Source organism: Bradyrhizobium sp. CB3481, assembly GCF_029714305.1.
GTDB lineage: Bacteria > Pseudomonadota > Alphaproteobacteria > Rhizobiales > Xanthobacteraceae > Bradyrhizobium.
In genome coordinates this window covers 6,770,286-6,791,302 of record NZ_CP121647.1, presented here as the reverse complement: position 1 = coordinate 6,791,302, position 21,017 = coordinate 6,770,286, and the positions used below count along the sequence as shown (strand labels likewise).

11 protein-coding genes are annotated in these 21,017 nt (G+C 63.3%); 4 read left to right on the top strand and 7 right to left on the bottom strand.

What is annotated here, in order from left to right; all coding sequences use genetic code 11:
• Window positions 1–219: 219 nt before the first annotated feature.
• Complete coding sequence (locus QA643_RS32915) at window positions 220–1,104, bottom strand: Ku protein (RefSeq protein WP_283029821.1); 885 nt, start codon at window positions 1,102–1,104, stop codon at window positions 220–222.
• A 101-nt stretch (window positions 1,105–1,205) separates the two neighbouring features.
• Here QA643_RS32915 and ligD point away from each other — a divergent pair, with 101 nt between their 5' ends.
• Window positions 1,206–3,872 (top strand): DNA ligase D, encoded by a 2,667-nt coding sequence (gene ligD, locus QA643_RS32910; RefSeq protein WP_283029820.1) that lies wholly within the window; start codon window positions 1,206–1,208, stop codon window positions 3,870–3,872.
• A gap of 163 nt (window positions 3,873–4,035) precedes the next feature.
• Here ligD and QA643_RS32905 read toward each other — a convergent pair whose 3' ends face one another.
• Window positions 4,036–4,200 carry a DUF3309 family protein gene (locus QA643_RS32905; RefSeq protein ID WP_283029819.1) on the bottom strand — a complete coding sequence of 55 codons (165 nt, stop codon included), beginning with the start codon at window positions 4,198–4,200 and terminating at the stop codon, window positions 4,036–4,038.
• Between the two features lie 164 nt (window positions 4,201–4,364).
• Here QA643_RS32905 and QA643_RS32900 point away from each other — a divergent pair, with 164 nt between their 5' ends.
• Window positions 4,365–4,673 (top strand): polyhydroxyalkanoic acid system family protein, encoded by a 309-nt coding sequence (locus QA643_RS32900; protein ID WP_283029818.1) that lies wholly within the window; start codon window positions 4,365–4,367, stop codon window positions 4,671–4,673.
• Here QA643_RS32900 and treY read toward each other — a convergent pair.
• The 5 genes from treY to treS are packed head-to-tail and all read right to left on the bottom strand — an operon-like array spanning window position 4,660 to window position 16,733.
• Window positions 4,660–7,464, bottom strand: coding sequence for a malto-oligosyltrehalose synthase (gene treY / locus QA643_RS32895; protein ID WP_283029817.1), 2,805 nt, complete (start codon window positions 7,462–7,464; stop codon window positions 4,660–4,662). The two genes, QA643_RS32900 and treY, sit on opposite strands and share 14 nt — an antisense overlap.
• 4 nt (window positions 7,465–7,468) lie before the next feature.
• Window positions 7,469–9,220, bottom strand: a complete 1,752-nt coding sequence (treZ, locus tag QA643_RS32890) for a malto-oligosyltrehalose trehalohydrolase (protein ID WP_283029816.1) — start codon at window positions 9,218–9,220, stop codon at window positions 7,469–7,471.
• Window positions 9,217–11,292, bottom strand: coding sequence for a glycogen debranching protein GlgX (glgX, locus tag QA643_RS32885; RefSeq protein ID WP_283029815.1), 2,076 nt, complete (start codon window positions 11,290–11,292; stop codon window positions 9,217–9,219). Before glgX ends, treZ begins: the two co-directional genes overlap by 4 nt.
• 3 nt (window positions 11,293–11,295) lie before the next feature.
• A complete protein-coding gene (gene glgB, locus QA643_RS32880; protein ID WP_283029814.1) occupies window positions 11,296–13,443 on the bottom strand; it encodes a 1,4-alpha-glucan branching protein GlgB in 2,148 nt (715 codons plus the stop codon).
• Complete coding sequence (treS, locus tag QA643_RS32875) at window positions 13,440–16,733, bottom strand: maltose alpha-D-glucosyltransferase (protein ID WP_283035002.1); 3,294 nt, start codon at window positions 16,731–16,733, stop codon at window positions 13,440–13,442. The genes glgB and treS overlap by 4 nt, the downstream gene beginning before the upstream one ends.
• Before the next feature lie 294 nt (window positions 16,734–17,027).
• Between treS and malQ the strand changes: the two genes are divergently transcribed.
• On the top strand, window positions 17,028–18,977 hold the full coding sequence (gene malQ, locus QA643_RS32870; RefSeq protein ID WP_283029813.1) for a 4-alpha-glucanotransferase: 1,950 nt from the start codon (window positions 17,028–17,030) through the stop codon (window positions 18,975–18,977).
• Between the two features lie 18 nt (window positions 18,978–18,995).
• A complete protein-coding gene (locus tag QA643_RS32865) occupies window positions 18,996–20,795 on the top strand; it encodes a glycoside hydrolase family 15 protein (protein ID WP_283029812.1) in 1,800 nt (599 codons plus the stop codon).
• The last annotated feature ends 222 nt before the right edge of the window (window positions 20,796–21,017 follow it).

The window sequence follows — 21,017 nt, the reverse complement described above, 5'->3', positions numbered from 1 at the left end:
CGCCGTTGTTGTCGGTGGCGTCAGGTTCCGGGGAAAATGCCTTCCGGTTTCAGGTAATGCAAGCGGGATGCGAGGAGGCCGAAGAGAGGGGAGGTTAGGAGGGCTGCGGCAGTAGCCCCGTCATTGCGAGGAGCGCAGCGACGAAGCAATCCATCTATCAGCGCGTGAGGTGAGAATGGATTGCTTCGCTGCGCTCGCAATGACGTGGATAGAGCGAGTCTAACTCGCTTTCCGATGCCTCGCGGTCGACCGGTGCGCTTTCTTTGCCGTCCGGCGTGCCGGCGCCCGCCTTGCGGTTGAGCCATGCGCCCGCCGTTTCGCCGCCGGCTTGCCCTTCAGGCTCGCCTTCAGCGCGTCCATCAAATTGATGACGTTGTCGGGCTTTTCCTCAGGTTCGGGCATCTTGATCGGCTTGCCGGAAGCCTTGCGGCGCACCAGTGCCTTTAGCGCGTCCTCGTATTCGTCCTTGAACTTCGATGGATCGAAATGCGCGGCCATCTTGTGCAGGATGTGACCGGCGAGCTCGACCATGTCCTTGGTGATCTTCGGGCTCTTGATGCCATCGAAGAAGTCTTCCTCGTCGCGCAGCTCGTAAGGGTAGCGCAGCGTGGTGCCGAGCAGGCCCTTGCCCAGCGGCTCGATCGCCATGACGTGCTCGCGGTTGGTCAGCACGATGCGCGCCAGTGCAACGCGGTCCTCATCCTTCATGGCGTCGCGGATCACGGCGAAGGCATCGACGGCGGCCTTGCCGTCGGGCGCGATGTAATAGGGATGGTTGTAAAAGCGCTTGTCGATCTCGTCCCGCGGCACGAAGCTGTCGATCTCGATGGTGTGATTGCTCTCGATCTGGACGGCCTCGAGTTCCTCCTTTTCGATCTCGACATACTGCCCCTTTTTCAGCTCATAGCCGCGGCCCTTCTGGTCGCTTTCGACGACATCGCCGGTCTCGGCATCGATCATCTGCTGCTTGAGGCGGTTACCGGTTTCCTTGTTGATCATGTGAAACCGGGTCTTCTCGACCGATGTCGAGGCCGGATACAGCACCACCGGGCATGACACCAACGAGAGCTTCAGCGAGCCTTTCCAATAGGCGCGGGGGGCCATTGACGATCTCCGGCAAAGGTTGGGTTTGGGAACTTCAACGGTTAGTATGGGTTTTCGTTCCGGATGCCGCCCTGCGAGCGGCCCCAAGGCGCGAGGTTGCCGTGGCGTTGAAGAAGCTCAGCACGTATCGGAAGAAACGCGACTTCGGCAAGACGGCCGAGCCGTCCGGCGACGTCAAGGTCGCGCCGGCCGCGCGGCGCCGTTTCGTGATCCAGAAGCATGACGCGACGCGGCTGCACTATGACCTGCGGCTGGAGTTCGACGGCGTGTTCAAGTCCTGGGCCGTCACCAAGGGCCCCTCGCTCGATCCGCACGACAAGCGGCTCGCGGTCGAGGTCGAGGATCATCCGCTCGACTACGGTGATTTCGAGGGCACCATTCCCGAGGGACAATATGGCGGCGGCACTGTGATGCTGTGGGACCGCGGCTTCTGGGAATCCGATGATCCCGAGCGCGGCTTCAAGAAGGGCGACCTGAAATTCACCCTGCACGGCGGTAAGCTGCATGGCAGCTGGGTTTTGGTTCGGATGCGCGGCGACCGCTACGGCGGCAAGCGCACCAACTGGCTGCTGATCAAGCACCGCGACGAATTCGTCAAAGAGGGCGAGGCCAACGACGTCCTGGAAGAAGACCGCTCCGTCGCCTCGGGCCGGACGATGGACCAGATCGCGCAAGGCAAGGGCAAGGCGCCGAAACCGTTCATGCTGGCCACGAAGACCAAGGCTGACGCGGTCTGGCAGTCGAACCGGGGCGACGCCGCCGAGGCACGCGCCGCCAGAAAGACCGCGGCCCTGCGTGCCACCCCGGAGACCAGGACCCGCAAACCGGCAGCGTCGGCCAAGCCGAAGAAAGTCACCGCGATGCCGGATTTCGTGGCGCCGCAACTCTGCACGGTGGTCGAGCGGCCGCCCGGCGGCGAAGGCTGGTGCCATGAGATCAAGTTCGACGGCTACCGCGTGCAATTGCGGGTCGAGGACGGCGACGCTGTGCTCAAGACGCGCAAGGGTCTCGACTGGACCGACAAGTTCAAATCGATTGCGGATGAAGCGAAATCGCTTTCCGATGTGCTGATCGATGGCGAGATCGTCGCGCTCGATCACAACGGCGCGCCCAATTTTTCGACCCTGCAGGCCGCGCTGTCGGACGGCGACAGCGAAAGCCTGATCTTCTATGCGTTCGATCTCCTGTTCGCCGATGGCGAAGATCTTCGCGATCTGCCGCTCGGCGACCGCAAGGCGCGGCTGAAGAAGCTGCTGGAGGCGCGCAAGGGCAAGGACAAGCAGATCCGCTATGTCGAGCATTTCGAAAGCGGCGGTGACGCCGTCCTGCAATCGGCCTGCAAGCTCGAGTTGGAAGGCGTCGTCTCCAAGAAGCTCGACGTGCCATATCGCTCCGGCCGCACGGAGAGCTGGACCAAGGCGAAATGCCGCGCCGGGCATGAGGTGGTGCTGGGCGGCTGGAAGACCACCAACGGCAAATTCCGCTCGCTGATGGCGGGCGTCTATCGCGGCGACCATCTCGCCTTTGTCGGCATGGTCGGGACAGGTTTCGGGCAGGACAAGGTCCGTCGCATCATGCCGGCGCTGAAGGCCGCGGCCTCCGACAAGAGCCCGTTCGGCGGCAAGAACGCGCCGAAGAAAACCCGCGACGTGCATTGGCTGAAGCCCGAACTGGTCGCGGAAATCGAGTTCGCGGGCTTCACCGCCGACGGAAACGTCCGCCAGGCGGCGTTCAAGGGACTGCGGCAGGACAAGCCGGCCGAGGAGGTAGAAGCGGAGGCACCCTCGACGAAAGGCGTTACGCAGCCGAAGCCCGGCAAGGGCAAGGCCGTGGCGAGCCGCGCAAAACCGGCCGGCAGCAAGACCGGAGAGGTCATGGGCGTGGTGATCTCCAAGCCAGACAAGGAGCTGTGGCCAGATGCCGGCGATGGCGACGGCGTCACCAAGCTCGATCTTGCGCAATATTTCGAGGCGGTCGGCGCGTGGATGATCGAGCACATCAAGGGCCGTCCATGCTCGATCGTGCGTGCACCCGACGGCATTCACGGTGAAAAATTCTTCCAGCGTCACGCCATGCAGGGCGCATCCAGCCTGTTCGAGCTGGCCAAGGTGTCCGGCGACCGCAAACCCTATTTGCAGATCGACAGGGTCGAAGCGCTGGCCGCGGTGGCGCAAATCGGCGGGCTCGAACTGCACCCCTGGAATTGCGCGCCCGACGCCTATGACACGCCCGGCCGGCTGGTATTCGATCTCGATCCCGCGCCGAACGTCGAATTCTCCGATGTCATCGAGGCGGCCAAGGACATGCGCGAGCGACTGACCGCCGTCGGCCTTGAAAGCTTCTGCAAGACCACCGGCGGCAAAGGCCTGCACGTGGTGGCGCCGCTTCTCCATGGCGCAAAGGACAAGGTGTCATGGAAGGAGGCCAAGGCGTTCGCGCAAGGCATCTGCCAATGGATGGCGAACGATGATCCCGAGCGCTATCTGCTCAACATGTCGAAGAAGCTGCGCAAGGGAAAAATCTTCCTCGATTATCTCCGCAATGACCGGATGTCGACGGCGGTCGCCGCCTTGTCGCCGCGGGCGCGCGAGGGCGCCACGGTCTCGATGCCGCTGACCTGGACGCAGGTACGCGGCGACCTCGATCCGAAGAAGTACACTGTCCGCACCGTGCCGGGATTGCTGAGCAAGACGAAGGCGTGGGATGGTTATGATGATGCGGCGGCATCGATCAAGCCGGCGATGAAGAAATTGGCTGGCAAGATTTAACCTCAACCCTCACTGTCATACCCCGCGAAGGCGGGGTATCCAGTACGCCGCGGCTTCTCGATTCATCACGAACGTCTCTGGAATACTGGATCACCCGCTCCAGTGCGCAATTGCGCACAAGGCGGGTGATGACAACTTTTGTGTGGTGCAGACTGAAAGCCGATCACAGCTTCCCGAGCAGCAGCAGGATCAGCAGGATCACGATCACAAGACCCAGTCCGCCGCCGCCGTAATAGCCGGTGCCATAGAAAGGTCCGCCGCCGATGCCGCTGAATCCGCCGAGCAGCGCGATGATGAAAATGATCAAGATAATAGTGCCGATAGACATGAATCTCTCCTCAGCCCGAACGGGGCGTTTTGTACGTTCTGCCCTTTGCGTGGAACAACAACCGGGAGTCAGCTAAGTTCCGAACTGCACCGCGACAATCACGGCGCCTCTTCTTTTCGAACCGCGAGCAATTACATGCGCTTAAGGTGAGGAGGAGTCTTGCGATGACCAAGCCGCTGGTGGTTTCCATCCCGCATAGTCTTGGACGCGAAGAGGCGATGCGCCGGCTTAAGACCGGGCTTTCGCGTGCCGCTTCCAGCGTGCCGGTCTTGAGCGTCGACGAGGAGCGGTGGGAAGACAGTCGCATGATCTTCCGCGTCCGCGCCCTCGGTCAGGCCGCCGCGGGCCATGTCGACGTCGCCGAGGATCATGTGCAGGTGGAAGTCGTGCTGCCATGGCTGCTGCAACGCTTTGCCGAGGCGGCCCAGGCCGCGATTCAGAGCCGCGGCAAGCTGTTGCTTACGAAGAAATAGCCGCCAGGCGCTCACGCTTCCGTGTCGGTTTCGCCGCGCCATTGAACCTCGCTTTCAGCACGGCCGCCGGCAGATGCGCCAGCAGGTCGGACAGGCGCAGTTGCGTGGCATCGGCATCGGCAAAGCCCTCGACCGCATAGCCGGCCACATTCAGCACGGCCTCATACGCCTCCGGACTGGCCCAGTGTCTGCCGCCATCGGTGAACGGCGCGAACCAGCGCGTGGCGACGATGATCGCTGCCTCGCGGCCGCGGCGCCGCGCAAATGCGATGAAATGGTCGTGGCTCGGCCCACTCACCTCCAAGGGCTCATAATCGCCATTCGTGAAGGTATCGGCGAACTCGGTTCGAAGCTCGAGCAGATGCCGTGTCCAGGCGAGCTTCAGATGACCGCTTGGCCACTTTTCAACGAGCCGTTTCCAGTCCGGATTTTTGAGCGCATCGAGGCGGCCCGCGCGCTCTGCAAAGTCCACCGGACGCCGGTTGTCGGGATCGACCAGCGAGAGATCCCATAGCTCGGTGCCCTGATAGAAATCCGGCACACCCGGCATCGTCGCCTTCAGCGTGATCTGACTCAATGAATTCAAGGCGCCCAGGAGCGACAGCCGCTGCGCCAGCGTCTGCAGGGAAGCGAGAAATTCGCCCGAGAGCGAAGGGTCGAGAATTTTTGCGATGAAATCTTTCACGCCTTCTTCATAGGCCGCGTGGGGATTGAGCCAGCTGGTTTCCTGCTTGCCTTCGCGCGCGGCTTTCAGCGCATATTCCTGCATCCTCTCCACGAACGACGCGTCGTCCGGCTGCCATGCGCCGAGCAGCGCCTGATAGAGCATGTATTCGAAAGCTGCAGACGGCGCCCGCAGATCCCCGTCAGCCACCACATGCGGTGCGTTGAGCAGCTTCCATCGCGCCACCGCGCTGGTCCATTCGCCCGGAATTTCCGAAAGTGCCATGATGCGCGCCCGGGCATCTTCGCCGCGCTTGGTGTCATGGGTAGCTGTCGCGGTCATCCCGTGCGGCCATTCCCTGGCGCGGGCCCGCATGATCTGATGAAAGTCGTCGACCGACAACGCCTTCGCGGCGGGATCGCCGCCGACCTCGTTGAGCGCGAGCAAGCGGTGGTAGCGATAGAACGTCGTATCCTCCAGCGATTTTGCCATCATCGGCCCGGTGAACTGTTGAACCTTTAGAGCGAACCGGCGCACGCGCGGCGCGCTGTGATGTGCGCGGCCGGGCTTGATCAGGTCCATCGTCAGGGTGTCGCGCAGGAAATCAAAAATGCCGTCATCAGCAGCAAACCAGTCGGCGCGGGCCCGCTCGATCGTCTGCGAGATCAACTGGCGATCATGTTCTGATGGCCCCGAGGACGTCAGATAGGTGCGATAGACCGGAAAATGCAGCACATAGAGTTCGAGCGCCTGCCGCAGGCTGTCGGCGGAATAGTCGCGGGTCGAGTAGTGCCCATTGGCGATGCGCGCCAGGAGGCGCGTCAGCACCGTGAACTCGCTGGTGAGAAGCGTTTCCAGAACGCGGCGCTTGGCTTCCCGCAGGATCGGCTCGAGCTGCGGCGAGCGGTTGCTGATCTGCCGCCAGACCTCGTCGAGCGGCTCCAGTCCGCGGCCATCGGTGAGCACGTGGGTGATCGTGTTCATCCACTCATAGCCGGTGGTGCCATGAACGCCGGCAAATGACGGCAGTTTCTCGTGTTCGCCGAGAATCTTTTCGATCACCACATAGAATGGCCTGACATGGCCGCCATGCGCATCGCGGATCAGCCGGCGCAGGCGCTGGAAATACTGCACGGGATCGCGCAGGCCATCGATGTGGTCGAGCCGCAGCCCGTGGAGCTTGTCCTCAGCAATCAGCCGTTTGACCAGGCGATGGATCGCGGCGAAGGTGCCGGCATCCTCGACGCGCAGGCCCGCCAGCGAGTTGATATCGAAGAAGCGGCGGTAATTGATGTCGCTGGAAGCAAGCCGCCAATGGCCGAGCTTGTAGTGCTGGCGCTCGAGCAGATGATGCAGGGCCTGCGTCTGAGCGGCGTGGTCCGCGCCGGCGCGGTAGGCATCCAGCCCCCGCGCGATGATGCCGGCGGCTCCAGCAATGCTTTGCAGTTCGGCCTTGAAGCCCGGTGCTTCCTTGCGATTGGGACGGCGCGGGCCTTGATAGCGCAGCGCCAGCGCCAGCATCGCCTTGCCGGCCGTGCTTTCTTCTGAGCCGGCTTCCTTGACGACCATCCGCAGGATTTCGCCGTAACGTTCCGGCGCGATCGGCAGCCGGTGCTCATAATACCAGGCTGAGAAGCTGCCTTCGCCGGCATCAAAGCGCAATTCGATCTCGCCATTCTCCAGTGCCTGTCCGTAGGATGAGCCGATGATCGGCAGCAGCACGCCGCCACGGGCGCGATAGGGCAACTGATCCCAATCGATGTCGAAGGAGGCTGCGTGTGGCGACGCCGGCCCCCATTCCAGCATGTCGAGCCACCACGGATTATCGGCGCAATGCACGCCGACATGGTTGGGCACGAAATCAAGGATCAATCCCATATCATGCTGCCGCAACGCGGCACTCAACCGCTCGAAGCCGGCTGCGCCGCCGAGCTCCGGATTGAACTCGGCGTGGTCGGTCACGTCATAGCCGTGCGTTGAGCCCTTGCGGGCGCGCGTGAAGGGAGAGGCATAGAGGTGGGTGATGCCGAGCGCCTTCAGATAGGGCACTACGGAAGCTGCGGCATCGAAATCGAAGTCCGCCGACAATTGCAGGCGGTAGGTCGCGATCGGGATTGCCGGGGGCATTTTCCTATCCGATGCGCCAGTGCACCGACCATGGCGGGACGCTATTGCCCAACTCGTTTCCCCAGATCGGGGTTCCCACGGCTTGGCTATGGCTGACGGACTTTTCCGAGAGATTGGCGAGGAGGCGGAGGGTCGTGCCATCGCCCATTCGCCAGTCTGCCGTCAGCAAGCCGTTTTCGGCCGCGTCTGCTTTTCCAAAAGCGGAGCCTGTCAGCCGCGGCACGATCTCTCGCCGCCGGACCTGCAACAACTCGCGCACCATCGTCAGGCGCTTCCTCCCCGCCGGCGCCTCACGGCCGTCCCAGTCGAGCACGGCGGAGTCGCGGGTCGAGGCGGCCAGTGCGTCGGGGACCTCGTCGCCATATTCGGCATAGGCCCAGGCCAGTTCGACGCGGCGGCCCTTGCGGACGGCGTCGGCAAGGTCACCTTCGAAATCGCAGAAGAACGGGAAGGGCACGGTCGAGCCCCACTCCTCGCCCATGAACAGCATGGGGATGTGCGGCGCTATCAGCAGCACCTGGAGCGCCGCCTCGATCATCTGCGCGTCCGCATTGCCTTCGAGACGGTCGCCCAGCGCGCGGTTGCCGATCTGATCGTGGTTCTGCAGGAAGTTGATGAAGGCGGTCGGCGCCAGATGTCCGCTCGGCTCGCCGCGCTTGCCGCGACGAAATTCCGATGGTTCACCCTGATAGACGAAACCGGAGGACAACGCGCGCGCAATGTCGGATTTCGGCGCGCGTTGGTAGTCGACATAATAGCCTTGCTTCTCGCCGGTCATCATCACGCGCCAGGCATGGTGATAGTCGTCGTTCCATTGCGCGCGGTACTTGCCTTGTGGCGGATCCTGAACGGGATCGAGGATGCTGGCGCGGTTGTCGCCGTTCTCCAGCACGAGATGAATCTGCCGGCCGGTCTCCGCTGCAAGCCGGCCTGCGGCGGCGCTGATATCGTGCAGCAGCGACAGCCCGCCCGGCTCGACGATCGAGTTGACGGCATCGAGCCGCAGGCCGTCGAAGCGATAATCACGCAGCCAGTGCACGGCGTTCTCGATAGCAAAGGCGCGGACTTGGCTGACGCGATAATCGATCGCGCTGCCCCAGGGCGTGTGGGCGTCCGTGAAAAAGGACGGCGCATAGCGGCCGAGATAATTTCCTTCGGGGCCGAAATGGTTATAGACCACGTCGAGCAGCACCATCAGCCCGCGCAGATGCGCCTCGTCGATCAGCGTCTTTAGGTCGTCCGGCCGCCCATAGGCGCTGTCGGGCGCATACCACAGGACGCCGTCATAGCCCCAGTTCCGGGAGCCGGCGAAATCCGCCAGCGGCATCAATTCCAGCGCGGTGATGCCGGTCTCGACGAGATGATCGAGCCGCTCGATCATCGCGCGATAGGTGCCTTCCTTGGTAAAGGTGCCGACATGCGCTTCAACGATGACGGCTTCCTGCCACGGCCGCCCGCGCCAGCTTGCGGCGCGCCATGAAAAACTATTGTGGTCGATCACTTCGCTCGGGCCGAACACGTCGTCGGGCTGAAACTCGGATGCCGGGTCCGGCACGTCGATGTCATCATCGATGCGAAACTTGTAGCGTGCGCCCGCCTTCACGCCGGCGATGTCTGCGGTAAACCAGCCGTCCTCGCCCCGTTTCATCGGGTGAGGCCGCTCCAGCATCACGTCGACGCGTTTCGCGGCCGGTGCCCACAGTCGAAACCGCGTGCCGTAGTCGGCCAGGGACGGACCAAATTGACGGACATTCATGTCGCGCCTGCAAAGGCAAGCACCGACCGCGGCGGTGCGCTGCTCTCGGCGCCGGAGGCGAATTCGGCGAAGCCCTGGCTGGCCTCCGTCGTGTTCAGCACCTGCTGCCAGTTCTTGTATTCGGGTAGTTTGGGCAAGGTGAAAGCGATCTCTTCGGGGGCGGCGTTCAGCACGATAAAGATCGGCGGCTGGCCTTGTTCCAATGGTGCCAGCACGTAGCTGAGGAAGCGTCCCTCCGGAAAATTCCAGTCGGATTCCTGCATCTCCTCGGCCGCCGGTGTCAGCCACAGCCCGTCAAAGGAGCCATCCTTGCGCCGTCCGGAGAGCCAGCGTTGGGAGCGGAGCTGGGGAAAGCGGCGGCGCAGCGCCGTCATGTGGCCGACGAAATCGGTGAGATCGTCGCCCGGCTTGCCGAGATTGTCCCAGTTGACCCAGCCGATCTCGTTGTCCTGGCAATAGGCATTGTTGTTGCCGTTCTGCGAATTGCCGACTTCGTCGCCGGCCAGCAACAATGGCGTTCCCTGCGCGAGGAACAGGCAGGCAAGCTGGTTCTTTCGGAGTTGCCGGCGCAGCGCGACGATCGCGGCGTCCGTGGTCGGGCCCTCATGCCCGCAATTGTTGCTGTGGTTGTCGTTGGAGCCGTCGCGATTGTCCTCGCCGTTGGCCTCGTTGTGCTTGTCGTTGTAGCTGAACAGATCGGCCAGCGTGAACCCGTCATGGACGGTAATGTGATTGATGCTGGCGCGGGTTGCGCGGTTGTCGTGGTGGAACAGGTCGGATGAAGCGGTCATGCGGCGCGATACTTCGCCGATCAGGCTACCTTCGCCGCTCCAGTAGCGCCGCAGCGCGCTGCGATAGCGGTCGTTCCACTCCGACCATTGCGAGGGAAATGCCCCGACCTGATAGCCGCCCAAGCCGAGGTCCCACGGCTCGGCGACCAGCTTGACGGAGGCGAGCACCGGGTCCTGCCGCACGGCCGTCAGAAACGAAGAGTTCCGGTCGAAGCCGGTCGGCGTCCGCGCCAGCGTGGTGGCGAGGTCGAAGCGGAAACCGTCGACATGACAGACCTCGACCCAGTAGCGCAGCGAATCCATCACCATCTGCAGCACGCGCGGATGGGTCAGATTGACGGAGCTGCCGCAGCCCGTGAAGTCGTCATAGTAGCGTGGATTATCCTTGCTGAGCCAGTAATAGGACGCGTTGTCGATGCCGCGGAAGCATAGCGTCGGGCCGAGATGATTGCCCTCGGCGGTGTGGTTGTAGACCACGTCGAGCATTACTTCGATACCGGCGTCATGCAGCCGCGCCACCGTGGTGCGGAAGGCGTCGAGCGCGTTGTCCTGCGCGTAGCGCGGCTCCGGCGCGAAGAAGGCCAGTGTGTTGTAGCCCCAATAATTCGCGAGCTTCCGCTCCACCAGGACGCGGTCGTCGATCAGCCCGTGGACCGGCAGCAGCTCGATGGTGGTGACGCCGAGCCGCTTGAGATGGTCGATCATCGCCGGCGCGCACAGCCCGCCATACGTGCCGCGCCAGGCCGGCGCAACATCGCTGCGCTTCTGTGTCAGGCCCTTGACGTGAGCCTCATAGATGACGGTGTCTTCCCAGGAAATGTTCGGCCGGATCTCGCGGCGGCCCCAATTGAAGCTCTCGTCGACGACGACGGCTTTCGGCATGCCGCGGGCATTGTCGCGGCGATCGAACGAAAGATCCTCGCGCGCGCTGCCGGTGCGATAGCCGAAATGCGCATCGCTCCACACCAGCCGACCGGCGAGCCGCTTGGCGTAGGGATCGAGCAGCAGCTTGTTGGCATTGAAGCGGTGGCCGCGCTCCGGCGCATAGGGTCCATGGACGCGATAGCCGTACAGCTGCCCGGGCGAGACGTCGTTGAGGTAGCCGTGCCAGACGTCCTCGTTGCGCTCGGGCAGTTCGATCCGCTCGATTTCGCGGCGGCCTTGGCCGTCGAACAGGCAGAGCTCGACCTTCTCCGCATTGGCCGAGAACAGCGCAAAGTTGGTGCCCCTGCCGTCCCAGCTTGCACCTAAGCGGGCGGGGCTTCCCGCGGACAAACGCATGCGTCAGCTTTCAGGTACGAGAAAGATCGCAGCCAGCGGCGGAATGGTCAGGCTGAGCTCGGGGATGCTGCCTTCCAGGGGGTGGACGGTGCCGACATTGCCGACATTGCTGCCGCCGTAATGCGCAGAGTCGGAATTGAGCACTTCCTTCCAATTGCCGGCGAACGGCACCCGGACGCGGTAGTCGCGATAGACGTTCGGCGAGAAGTTCACCACCACGAGGCAGCGCGCATGCGGATCGAGCCCCTTGCGCAGCCAGGCAAAGACGTTGTTGCCGGAATCGTGGGTGATGACCCATTCGAAGCCGGCCTGGTTGCAGTCCATCTGGTGCAGCGCCGGCACGGCGCGATAGAGGCGGTTGAGGTCGCGGATCAGGTTCTGGATGCCGGTGTGCCGGTGCTGCGCCAGGAGATGCCAGTCCAGCGACTGATCGTGATTCCATTCGCGCTCCTGGCCGAACTCGCAGCCCATGAACAGCAGCTTCTTGCCGGGATGGCCGAACATGAAGCTGTAATAGGCGCGCAGGTTCGCAAAGCGCTGCCACTCGTCGCCCGGCATGCGGCCGAGGATCGACCGCTTGCCGTGTACCACCTCGTCATGCGATAGCGGCAGGATGAAGTTCTCCGAAAACGCGTAGTGCAGACCGAACAGCACGTCGCCGTGATGATGCTTCCGGTAGATCGGGTCCTTGCCGATATATTTCAGCGTATCGTGCATCCAGCCCATGTTCCATTTGAAGCCGAAGCCGAGCCCGCCATATTCGACCGGCTGCGACACCTGCGGCCACGCGGTGGATTCCTCCGCCGCCGTGCTGGCATCAGGAAAATGCCCGAATACTTCGATGTTGAAGCGGCGCAGGAATTCGATCGCTTCGAGGTTCTCCCGCCCGCCATGGCGGTTCGGAATCCATTCGCCGGCCGGCCGGCTATAGTCGAGATAGAGCATCGAGGCGACCGCATCGACGCGCAGGCCGTCGACGCCGTAGCGATCGAGCCAGAACAGCGCGTTGGAAACGAGGAAATTCACGACTTCAGTGCGGCCGTAATTGTAGATCAGCGTGCCCCAGTCGAGGTGGCGGCCCTGCATTGGATTGGCGTGCTCGTAGAGCGCGGTGCCGTCGAAATAGCCGAGCCCGTGCGGATCGTCGGGGAAATGTCCGGGCACCCAGTCGAGCCAGACGCCAAGTCCCTCGCGGTGGCAGGCGTCGACGAGCGCGGAAAAATCTTCCGGCGTGCCGAACCGGCTGGTCGGCGCGTAGAGGCCGGTCGGCTGATAGCCCCAGGAGCCGTCGAACGGGTGTTCGCTGACGGGCAGAAACTCGATATGGGTAAAGCCCATATCCTTCGCATAGGCCGGAAGCTGCTCGGCGAGGTCGCGATAGCTCAGCCATTCATTGCCATGTTTGCGCCGCCAGGAGCCGAGATGAACCTCGTAGATCGAGATCGGCGCCTCCTGTGCGTTGATGCCTGATGGCGCCGGCCGCGGTTTCGGAATTCTGGTTTCATCGACGACGACCGAGGCGGTCGAGGGGCGGAGCTCGGCCGCAAAGGCGACCGGATCGGATTTCAGCGGCAGATGCCGCCCGTCGGGACCGGTGATGTCGAACTTGTAGCGGTCGCCGGCGCGGGCGTGCGGCACGAACAACTCCCAATAGCCGACGCCGCGCACGCGCATCGGATGCCGCCGTGCGTTCCAGAAGTTGAAATCGCCGACCACGTTGACGGCCTTGGCGTTCGGCGCCAGCACCACGAAGGCGACGCCCTCGACGCCGTCGAGCGTCATCGGATGGGCGCCGAGCTTGTCGTAGATCCGCCGGTGGGTACCTTCGCCGAGCAGGTAGAGATCGAAGTCGCTGAGCACGGGCGGGAAGCGGTAGGGGTCGTCGAGTTCGACCACGTTCTCGCCGAAGCGGGCGCGAAGCTGGTAGCGCTTGGAGCCGTTTGGCAGCGCGCCCGCAAACAGCCCGGCATCGTGAAGCCGCTCAAGCTGCGCCGTCTCGCCATGCTCGCCGACAGCCTCGACGTTGGAGGCTTCGGGAATGAACGCGCGCACCACGCTGTGGCCGCCCTCGCTATGCAAGCCGAGGTAACGGAAAGGATCGGAGTGCTTACCTTCGATGATGGCATAGGCCTCGGCGGGCAGCTTGGTCATGAGGCCTCGAAGGATGGTTGTGACAACATTCGCAGGATTCCGGTCAGGGGCATGCGCAGCCATTCTGGACGGAACAACAATTCGTGCTCGATTTCGTTCATTACCTTCTCGAGCAGGAAGAAGGTCAAAAGCCCGTCTGCCGCCCTCGGATCGGCCGGCCACAGCCGCTGGTCGGTCAGCGCCTCGTGGTAGGCGGCTAGCAATGCGGCCGTCGCCCGGTCGCGCCATTCGGCAAGCGCGGCGCCGAGCTTGCCTTGCTCATCGTGAGCCACTTTGAGCGCGCGCTCAAGGGCGGCGGTGGCCGAATAGTCGATCGAGCGGATCAGGCTGGCGACGTCGCGCGCCGCCGGCGTCTTGCGCCGGCGCTCCGCGATGCTGCGCCGCGGCGCGCCCTCGAAATCGGTAATGAAAATGTCATCCTTGACGATCAATAGCTGCCTGAGATCGAGGTCGCCATGGCCGCGAATGTTCGCCACTTGCGCCTCGCGCGACACCAGCGTTTCCAATAGATCGGGCAGAGCGGGCTGCAGTGCCAGCACCTGGTCGGCCAGCGGGCGGTCGGCCTCCTTCAGCGTCTCGCGCCGTTGCCGGAGCGCATCGAACACGCGGCCGGCGCACAGCATCAGATCGTCGATCCAGCGCTGCACATCATCGCTGCCGGTCGGCTCCGGCGCGAATTCGGGGAGCTCGTCGTTGCTGGCGAGGGCGGCGTGCAATTCCGCGACGCGCCGCCCGGCCTGCGCCATGTAGCGCAGATAGGGGATCTCTTCCTCGCGCTCGCCGGGATGGATGCTATCGGCCAGCAGGCGCTGCTCCTCGACGAAACGGTCGAGATATGCCGCGCTGACGGTCCAGAGGTCGCCCTGATTGGCGATGAAGGCGTGAACCACGCCGATCGCGCTCTTCTCATTGCCTTCGACCAGCTCAGCGCTGCCGAGCAACGCCGGCGTATTGGCGAAATTGACGACGTCGGTCAGGAAACGTCCCATCTCGATCTCGGGATTGGGGCCGGCCTGCAGCGTTCGGTAGATCTTGACGACATAGTCGTTGTCCACCAGCGCGGTGCTGCGCGGCTGGTCGGATTCGACGATGCGAATGTGCTCGGGCTGCCGGATCGGCTTTTCGCCAAAGCGGCTGGTCGGCCGGAATTCGAGCTGCAGGCCCTGTTCGCTTTCATCGACGGTCAGCGATTGCTGCAGGTTGCGCAGGAAGAGCGAGATGAAGATCTGGTCGGTGGCGACGTCGAGCAGCGTGCCTTCGCGGGCGCCTTGGCGGACAGCGGCCAGCGCCTGCGGGTTATAACGCTCGCGGTCGAAGCGCACCCATTCGATCTGCATCGGCAGTACGTAGCGCGTCGCTACGCCGCGCTCGGCGGTCTCGAAGAAGGCAAGCCATGGCCGGTTGTCGCCGATATCGCAGAACGGAATCGCCGAGGTCAGCGTCGGGCGGATCGCCTTGGCCGACCGTTCCGGATACCAGCGGCTACGCGCCAGATGGCCGGGCAGCACGTCGCGCTCGAATACGCCGCGCTCGCGCGCCAGCGAGACCCAGGTCGAGTTCAGCGGCACCACCAGCGTTTCGAATTCGGGCACCGCGCGCGGCGGCGCCGGCACCGATTTATCGCGCTCCTGCAGCTCGAACCAGTAGAAGCCGTACGGCGCGAGCGTGATCATATAGGGCAGCTCTCCGATCGCCGGGAAGCGGGTACGCCCGAGCATTTCCAGGGGGATGCGGTCCTTGAAGGCGGAAAGGTCGAGTTCGGTCGCCTGCGCCGATCGCGACAGGTTGGCGACGCACAGGATGATTTCGCCCTGATACTGCCGCACATAGCACAGCACCGAGCGGTTTTCCGGGCGGATGAAGGTCATGGTGCCGCGGCCGAAAGCGATCGTGGATTTGCGCACCGCGATCAGCTTCTTGGTGGCGGAGAGCAGCGAAGACAGGCTCCGCGACTGCGCCTCGACATTGACCGCCTCATAGCCATAGACCGGGTCCATGATGCATGGCGCATAAAGCCGGGCCGGGTCGGCGCGGGAGAAGCCGCCATTGCGGTCCGGCGTCCACTGCATCGGGGTGCGCACGCCGTTGCGGTCACCGAGATAGATGTTGTCACCCATGCCGATCTCGTCGCCGTAATAGATGATCGGCGTGCCCGGGAACGAGAACAGCAGCGAATTCATCAGCTCGATCTTGCGCCGGTCATTGTCCATCAACGGCGCCAGGCGGCGGCGGATGCCGACATTGATGCGCGCGCGGGGATCGTTGGCGTAGGTCGACCACAGATAGTCGCGCTCGACATCGGTGACCATTTCCAGCGTCAACTCGTCATGATTGCGCAAGAACAGCGCCCACTGGCAGTTGGCCGGGATGTCAGGCGTCTGGCGCAGGATGTCGGTGATCGGGAAGCGGTCTTCCTGGGCGATCGCCATGTAGATGCGCGGCATCAGCGGGAAATGATAGGCCATGTGGCATTCATCGCCGCGGCCGAAATATTCCTGCACGTCCTCCGGCCACTGGTTGGCCTCGGCGAGCAGCACTTTGCCCTTGGCGTAGGCATCGAGCTCGCCGCGCAGCCGCTTGATAATGGCATGCGTCTCCGGCAGGTTCTCGTTGTTGGTGCCGTCGCGCTCGCAGAGATAGGGAATGGCGTCGAGGCGGAAGCCGTCCACACCGGTGTCGAGCCAGCGCTTCATCACCTGCACCAGCGCGCTCACCACCCGCGGGTTGTCGAAATTGAGGTCCGGCTGATGTGAGAAGAAGCGGTGCCAGTAGAACTGGCCGGCTTCCGGGTCCCAGGTCCAGTTCGATTTCTCGGTGTCGGTGAAGATGATCCGCGTGCCCAGATATTTCTGGTCGGTATCGCTCCAGACATACCAGTTGCGGGCGGAGGAATTCGGGTCCGAGCGGCGGGCGCGCTTGAACCAGTCGTGCTGGTCCGAAGTGTGGTTGATGACGAGTTCGGTGATGACGCGCAGGTTTCGCTTCTTGGCCTCCTGGATGAAGCGCTTGAAGTCCTTCATCGTCCCGAAATCGGGATTGATGTCGCCATAATCGGCGATGTCGTAGCCGTCGTCGCGGCCGGGGGAGGGGTAGAAAGGTAGCAGCCACAGCGTGGTGACCCCGAGATCCTGCAGGTATCCCAGTTTCTCGGTCAGCCCGGCAAAGTCGCCGATGCCATCATTGTTGCTGTCCGCGAACGCCTTGACGTGGAGCTGGTAGATGATCGCATCCTTGTACCAGAGCTCGTCGGTGGCCTCGGCGGTCGGCGCCTCCTTTGCGTCGGACAACAGCCCGCCGCCTTTATCCAGCGGATAGGCAGCGTCGATAGGGAGGGAAACGCCGGCGTTGGAGCTCTCGGCGGTTTGCGCTTTTTTGTTCACGGTGATGCCATTGCCATGGAAATGACGTCCCCGTTTCGTTTGCAGAAACGGAGACGTTCCGGACGGAAGATAGAATCCGCCAGCCGCACTTTGGTTCCCCAGGAACCGATGATGCGGCTGCGCGTTAGTCACCCTCTATCCCCTTACGGTATTTGGACAATTTCGCGACATCCGTTTGATGTTTGCGTGCAAAGTACGTGCCGAATGGACCTTTTTGCAGAAGCTAAAGCCCGTGGGATTCAGACCGAATTCCTGGATGGTCAGGGTCACCGCCGTGTGACGGACGCCACCGCGCTCAAAATTATCCTGGATGCGCTGCCGCCGGAGGCCCCAAAGCCGCTGATCGGCCACCCCGTCGTAGTCCGTTCCGGGCGGCCATCGCGTACCGAGCTGCCAGCCACGGCCGTGCTTCCGGTCGCGTGGAAAATCGTTGTAGATGCGAGGGTTATCGCCGAGGGCAAGAGTTCGGATCACGCCATCGACTGGCCGACGAATCTGCCAATAGGCATCTACCGGCTGCAGGTGAATGATACCGCGGCGGCAGAGGACGTGCCGCTGATTTCGGCACCGGAGCGGGCGTTTGGCGGCGAATTTGACCGGTGCTGGCTGCTTGCGGCCCAGCTTTATAGCGTCCGCTCGGCGCGTAATTGGGGCATGGGCGACTTCACCGACCTTGCCGACCTGGTCCAACTGGCCGATCAGCTCGGCGCCGATGGCGTCGGTCTCAATCCGCTGCATGCTTTGTTTGACGATCGGCCCGGCGATTGCAGCCCCTATTCGCCAAACAGCCGGCTGTTTCTCAACGCGCTCTATATCGACGTCGAAAAGCTTCCCGAATTTCAGCCTGATTCCGAAATCCGCGAGGCGCTGGCAGCGTTACGGGCAGCCGACTTGGTCGATTACGTCGGCGTCGCGGGTCTGAAGTGGCAGGCGCTTCGCGCGGCCTTTGTCGCCTTCAAGGCTGGCACAAAACCGCAGCGTCAGCAGGATTTCGATAAGTTCCGCGCCGAGCGCGGTACGCTGCTGTCGCACTTTGCCTGCTTCGAGGTGCTCCGGCACAAATTTGGCAAGCCCTGGTGGGAATGGCCGGACGAGTGGCGGCAGCCCGACGACGCCAGATGCGCCGCGTTGCGCGCGGGCGAGGATGGCGGCGAGATCGAGTTCGTCGAATTCGTGCAATGGACCGCCGACCGGCAACTCGGCGCCGCCGCCGAGTTGGCGAAGAAGCTCGGCTTGAAGGTCGGGCTCTATCTCGACGTTGCCGTCGGCGTGCAGGCCGATGGGTTCGACGCCTGGAACGAACAGGTCGCGATATCCCGCCATCTTGGCGTCGGCGCGCCGCCCGATCCGCTCAACACCGCCGGCCAGACCTGGGGTCTCGCCGGCTTCAATGCGGTGGGACTGGAGCTTGAATCCTTTGCGCCATACCGCGACATGCTGCGCGCCGCGATGCGACATGCAGGCGCGATCCGGCTCGACCACGTGCTCGGGCTGAAGCGGCTCTATCTGGTGCCGCAGGGTTTCACCGCACGCGACGGCGTCTATGTGCAGATGCCGTTCGAGGCGCTGCTCGCGGTCACGGCGCAGGAAAGTGTCGCCAATCGCTGCGTCGTGATTGGTGAGGACCTCGGCACCGTTCCGGAAGGGTTTCGCGACCAGATCGCCGATTGGGGCATCTGGTCGTATCTCGTGATGATGTTCGAGCGCGACGACCAAGGCTCGTTCCGCAACATCGATCACTACCTGACCAACGCGCTCGTCACCCTCAACACCCACGATCTGTCGACGTACGCCGGCTGGCGCTCGTTCGGCGATCTCACGACCAAGCGCGGGCTCGGTATCGATCCCGGCGAGACGGACGGTGCGCGCTGGCATGCGCTTGCGATGCTGGACGATGTGCTGCGTCATCACGCGATTGATCGCAATGATCTCTATTCGGTGACGAGTTTCCTGGCGCGGACCAAATCGCGGCTGCTCGCGGTGTCGCTGGAAGATCTGCTCAGCGTGGTCGAGCAGCCCAATATCCCCGGCACGGTCCATGAGCATCCGAACTGGCGGCGGCGGCTGCCGGTGCCAATCGAGAAGTTGACGTCCGTGGTCGACGTTGCCGCGCTCAAGGGGGCAACACATGAGCGGTCGCGCGCTGCGATCTGAGGAGAGCGGTGAAGCACCGTGCCGTGTCGTATCGAAGATTATGGGCTGATCGGTGACTGCGAGACAGCGGCATTGGTTGGCCGCGACGGATCGATCGACTGGCTGTGCTGGCCGACGTTCGATTCCGATGCCTGCTTTGCCGCGCTGCTCGGCACCGAAAAGCACGGCCGCTGGTTGATCGCGCCCGCGGCCGAGATAACCGGCACCTCGCGCCGCTATTGGGATAACACGCTAATCCTGCAGACCCGGTTCGAGACAGCCGGCGGCGTTGTCGACCTGATCGATTTCATGCCACCGCGCGGTAACGCCTCCGACGTGGTGCGGCTGGTGCGCGGTATCAGCGGCCGGGTCAAGATGCGCATGCAGCTCGTGATCCGCTTCGGTTTCGGCGCCGATATTCCGTGGGTCAAGAAGAGCGAGGACGGTTCGGCACTGCTCGCGATCTGCGGCCAAGACATGACGGTGCTACGGACGCCGGTCGAGACGCGCGGCGAGGATTTGACGACGGTTGCCGACTTCGAGGTCGGCGAGGGCGATACCGTTCCCTTCGTGCTCACCTACGGTCCTTCGCATCTGCCGGTGCCGAAGCCGATCGACCCTTCCTATGCGCTCAATGATACCGAAGCGTTCTGGAGCGAATGGTGCAGCCGCTGCAGCTATCAGAGCGAATATCGCGACCTCGTGATGCGCTCCCTGATCACGCTGAAGGCGCAGACCTATGCGCCGACCGGCGGCATCGTCGCCGCGCCGACGACCTCGCTGCCTGAAAAGCTCGGCGGTGCCAGAAACTGGGACTATCGTTTCTGCTGGTTGCGCGACGCAACGTTTACGCTGCTGGCGCTGATGAACTCGGGCTATACTGAGGAAGCTTCTGCTTGGCACCGCTGGCTGTTGCGGGCCGCAGCCGGTTCTCCTGCCAACATGCAGATCATGTATGGCATCATGGGGCAGCGCCGTCTGCTGGAGTGGGAAGCCGCCTGGCTGCCAGGCTATGAGGGCGCGCAGCCGGTGCGGGTCGGCAATGCCGCGCATGCGCAGTTGCAGCTCGACGTCTATGGCGAGTTGATCGACGCCTTTCACCAGTGGCGGGTGGCCAAGCTCGAGATGGACGCCACCAGCTGGGCAATGGAATGTGTCGTGCTGGAGCACCTTGCCGAACGCTGGGACCAGTTCGATCACGGCATCTGGGAGCGCCGCGGCGCAGGCAAGCATTACGTCTCGTCGAAGGTGATGAGCTGGGTCGCGTTCGATCGCGGCATCAAGAGTGCCGAAACATTCGGCCTCAAGGCGCCGCTCGAAAAATGGCGCGTGTTACGCGACACCATTCATGCTGACGTCTGCGCCAAAGGTTTTGATCCCGAAATGAACGCTTTCGTCGAATCCTACGGCTCGAAAATGCTCGACGCCAGCATCCTGCTGCTGCCGGCAGTGGGCTTCTTGCCGCCGGACGACCCGCGCGTGCGCGGCACGCTCGTTGCGGTCGAACGGCATCTGATGCGCGACGGATTCGTGCTGCGGCATGATCCCCGCGAAGTCGAGAAGCAGCCGGCGGAAGGCGCGTTCCTCGCCTGCACGCTCTGGCTCGCCGATGCTTATGTGCTGGCCGGGGAGTTCGGCAAGGCGGAGGAATTGTTTACCCGCGTCGTCGCGGTCGCCAACGATCTCGGCCTCTTGGCCGAGGAGTACGACACGGAGGCTCGCCGCCAGACCGGCAATTTCCCCCAGGCACTGACGCATATCGCGCTGATCAATACCGCGCATAATCTCTGCGCCGCGAAGAGGCCGACCGAGAAGCCGGCGATGCAGAGGTCGAAATAAGACACACACTCTCTCGGTCTTTCCAAGAGAACGCCCCATATTTGCTCGTCGTCACCCGCGGGGGATGACAGTCGTGTATGCGGGAGCGCCAGTCGCGCGAGCTGGCGCCCTTCTTCGCCGCGGCGGGCCCGGGCTGGGGTGAGCCTGCCTTCATGGGAGGAAACGGCGATCGAGCATCGGCTCGCGCAGGCCGACAGAAGCGGATTCGCCACCCGAAGACTT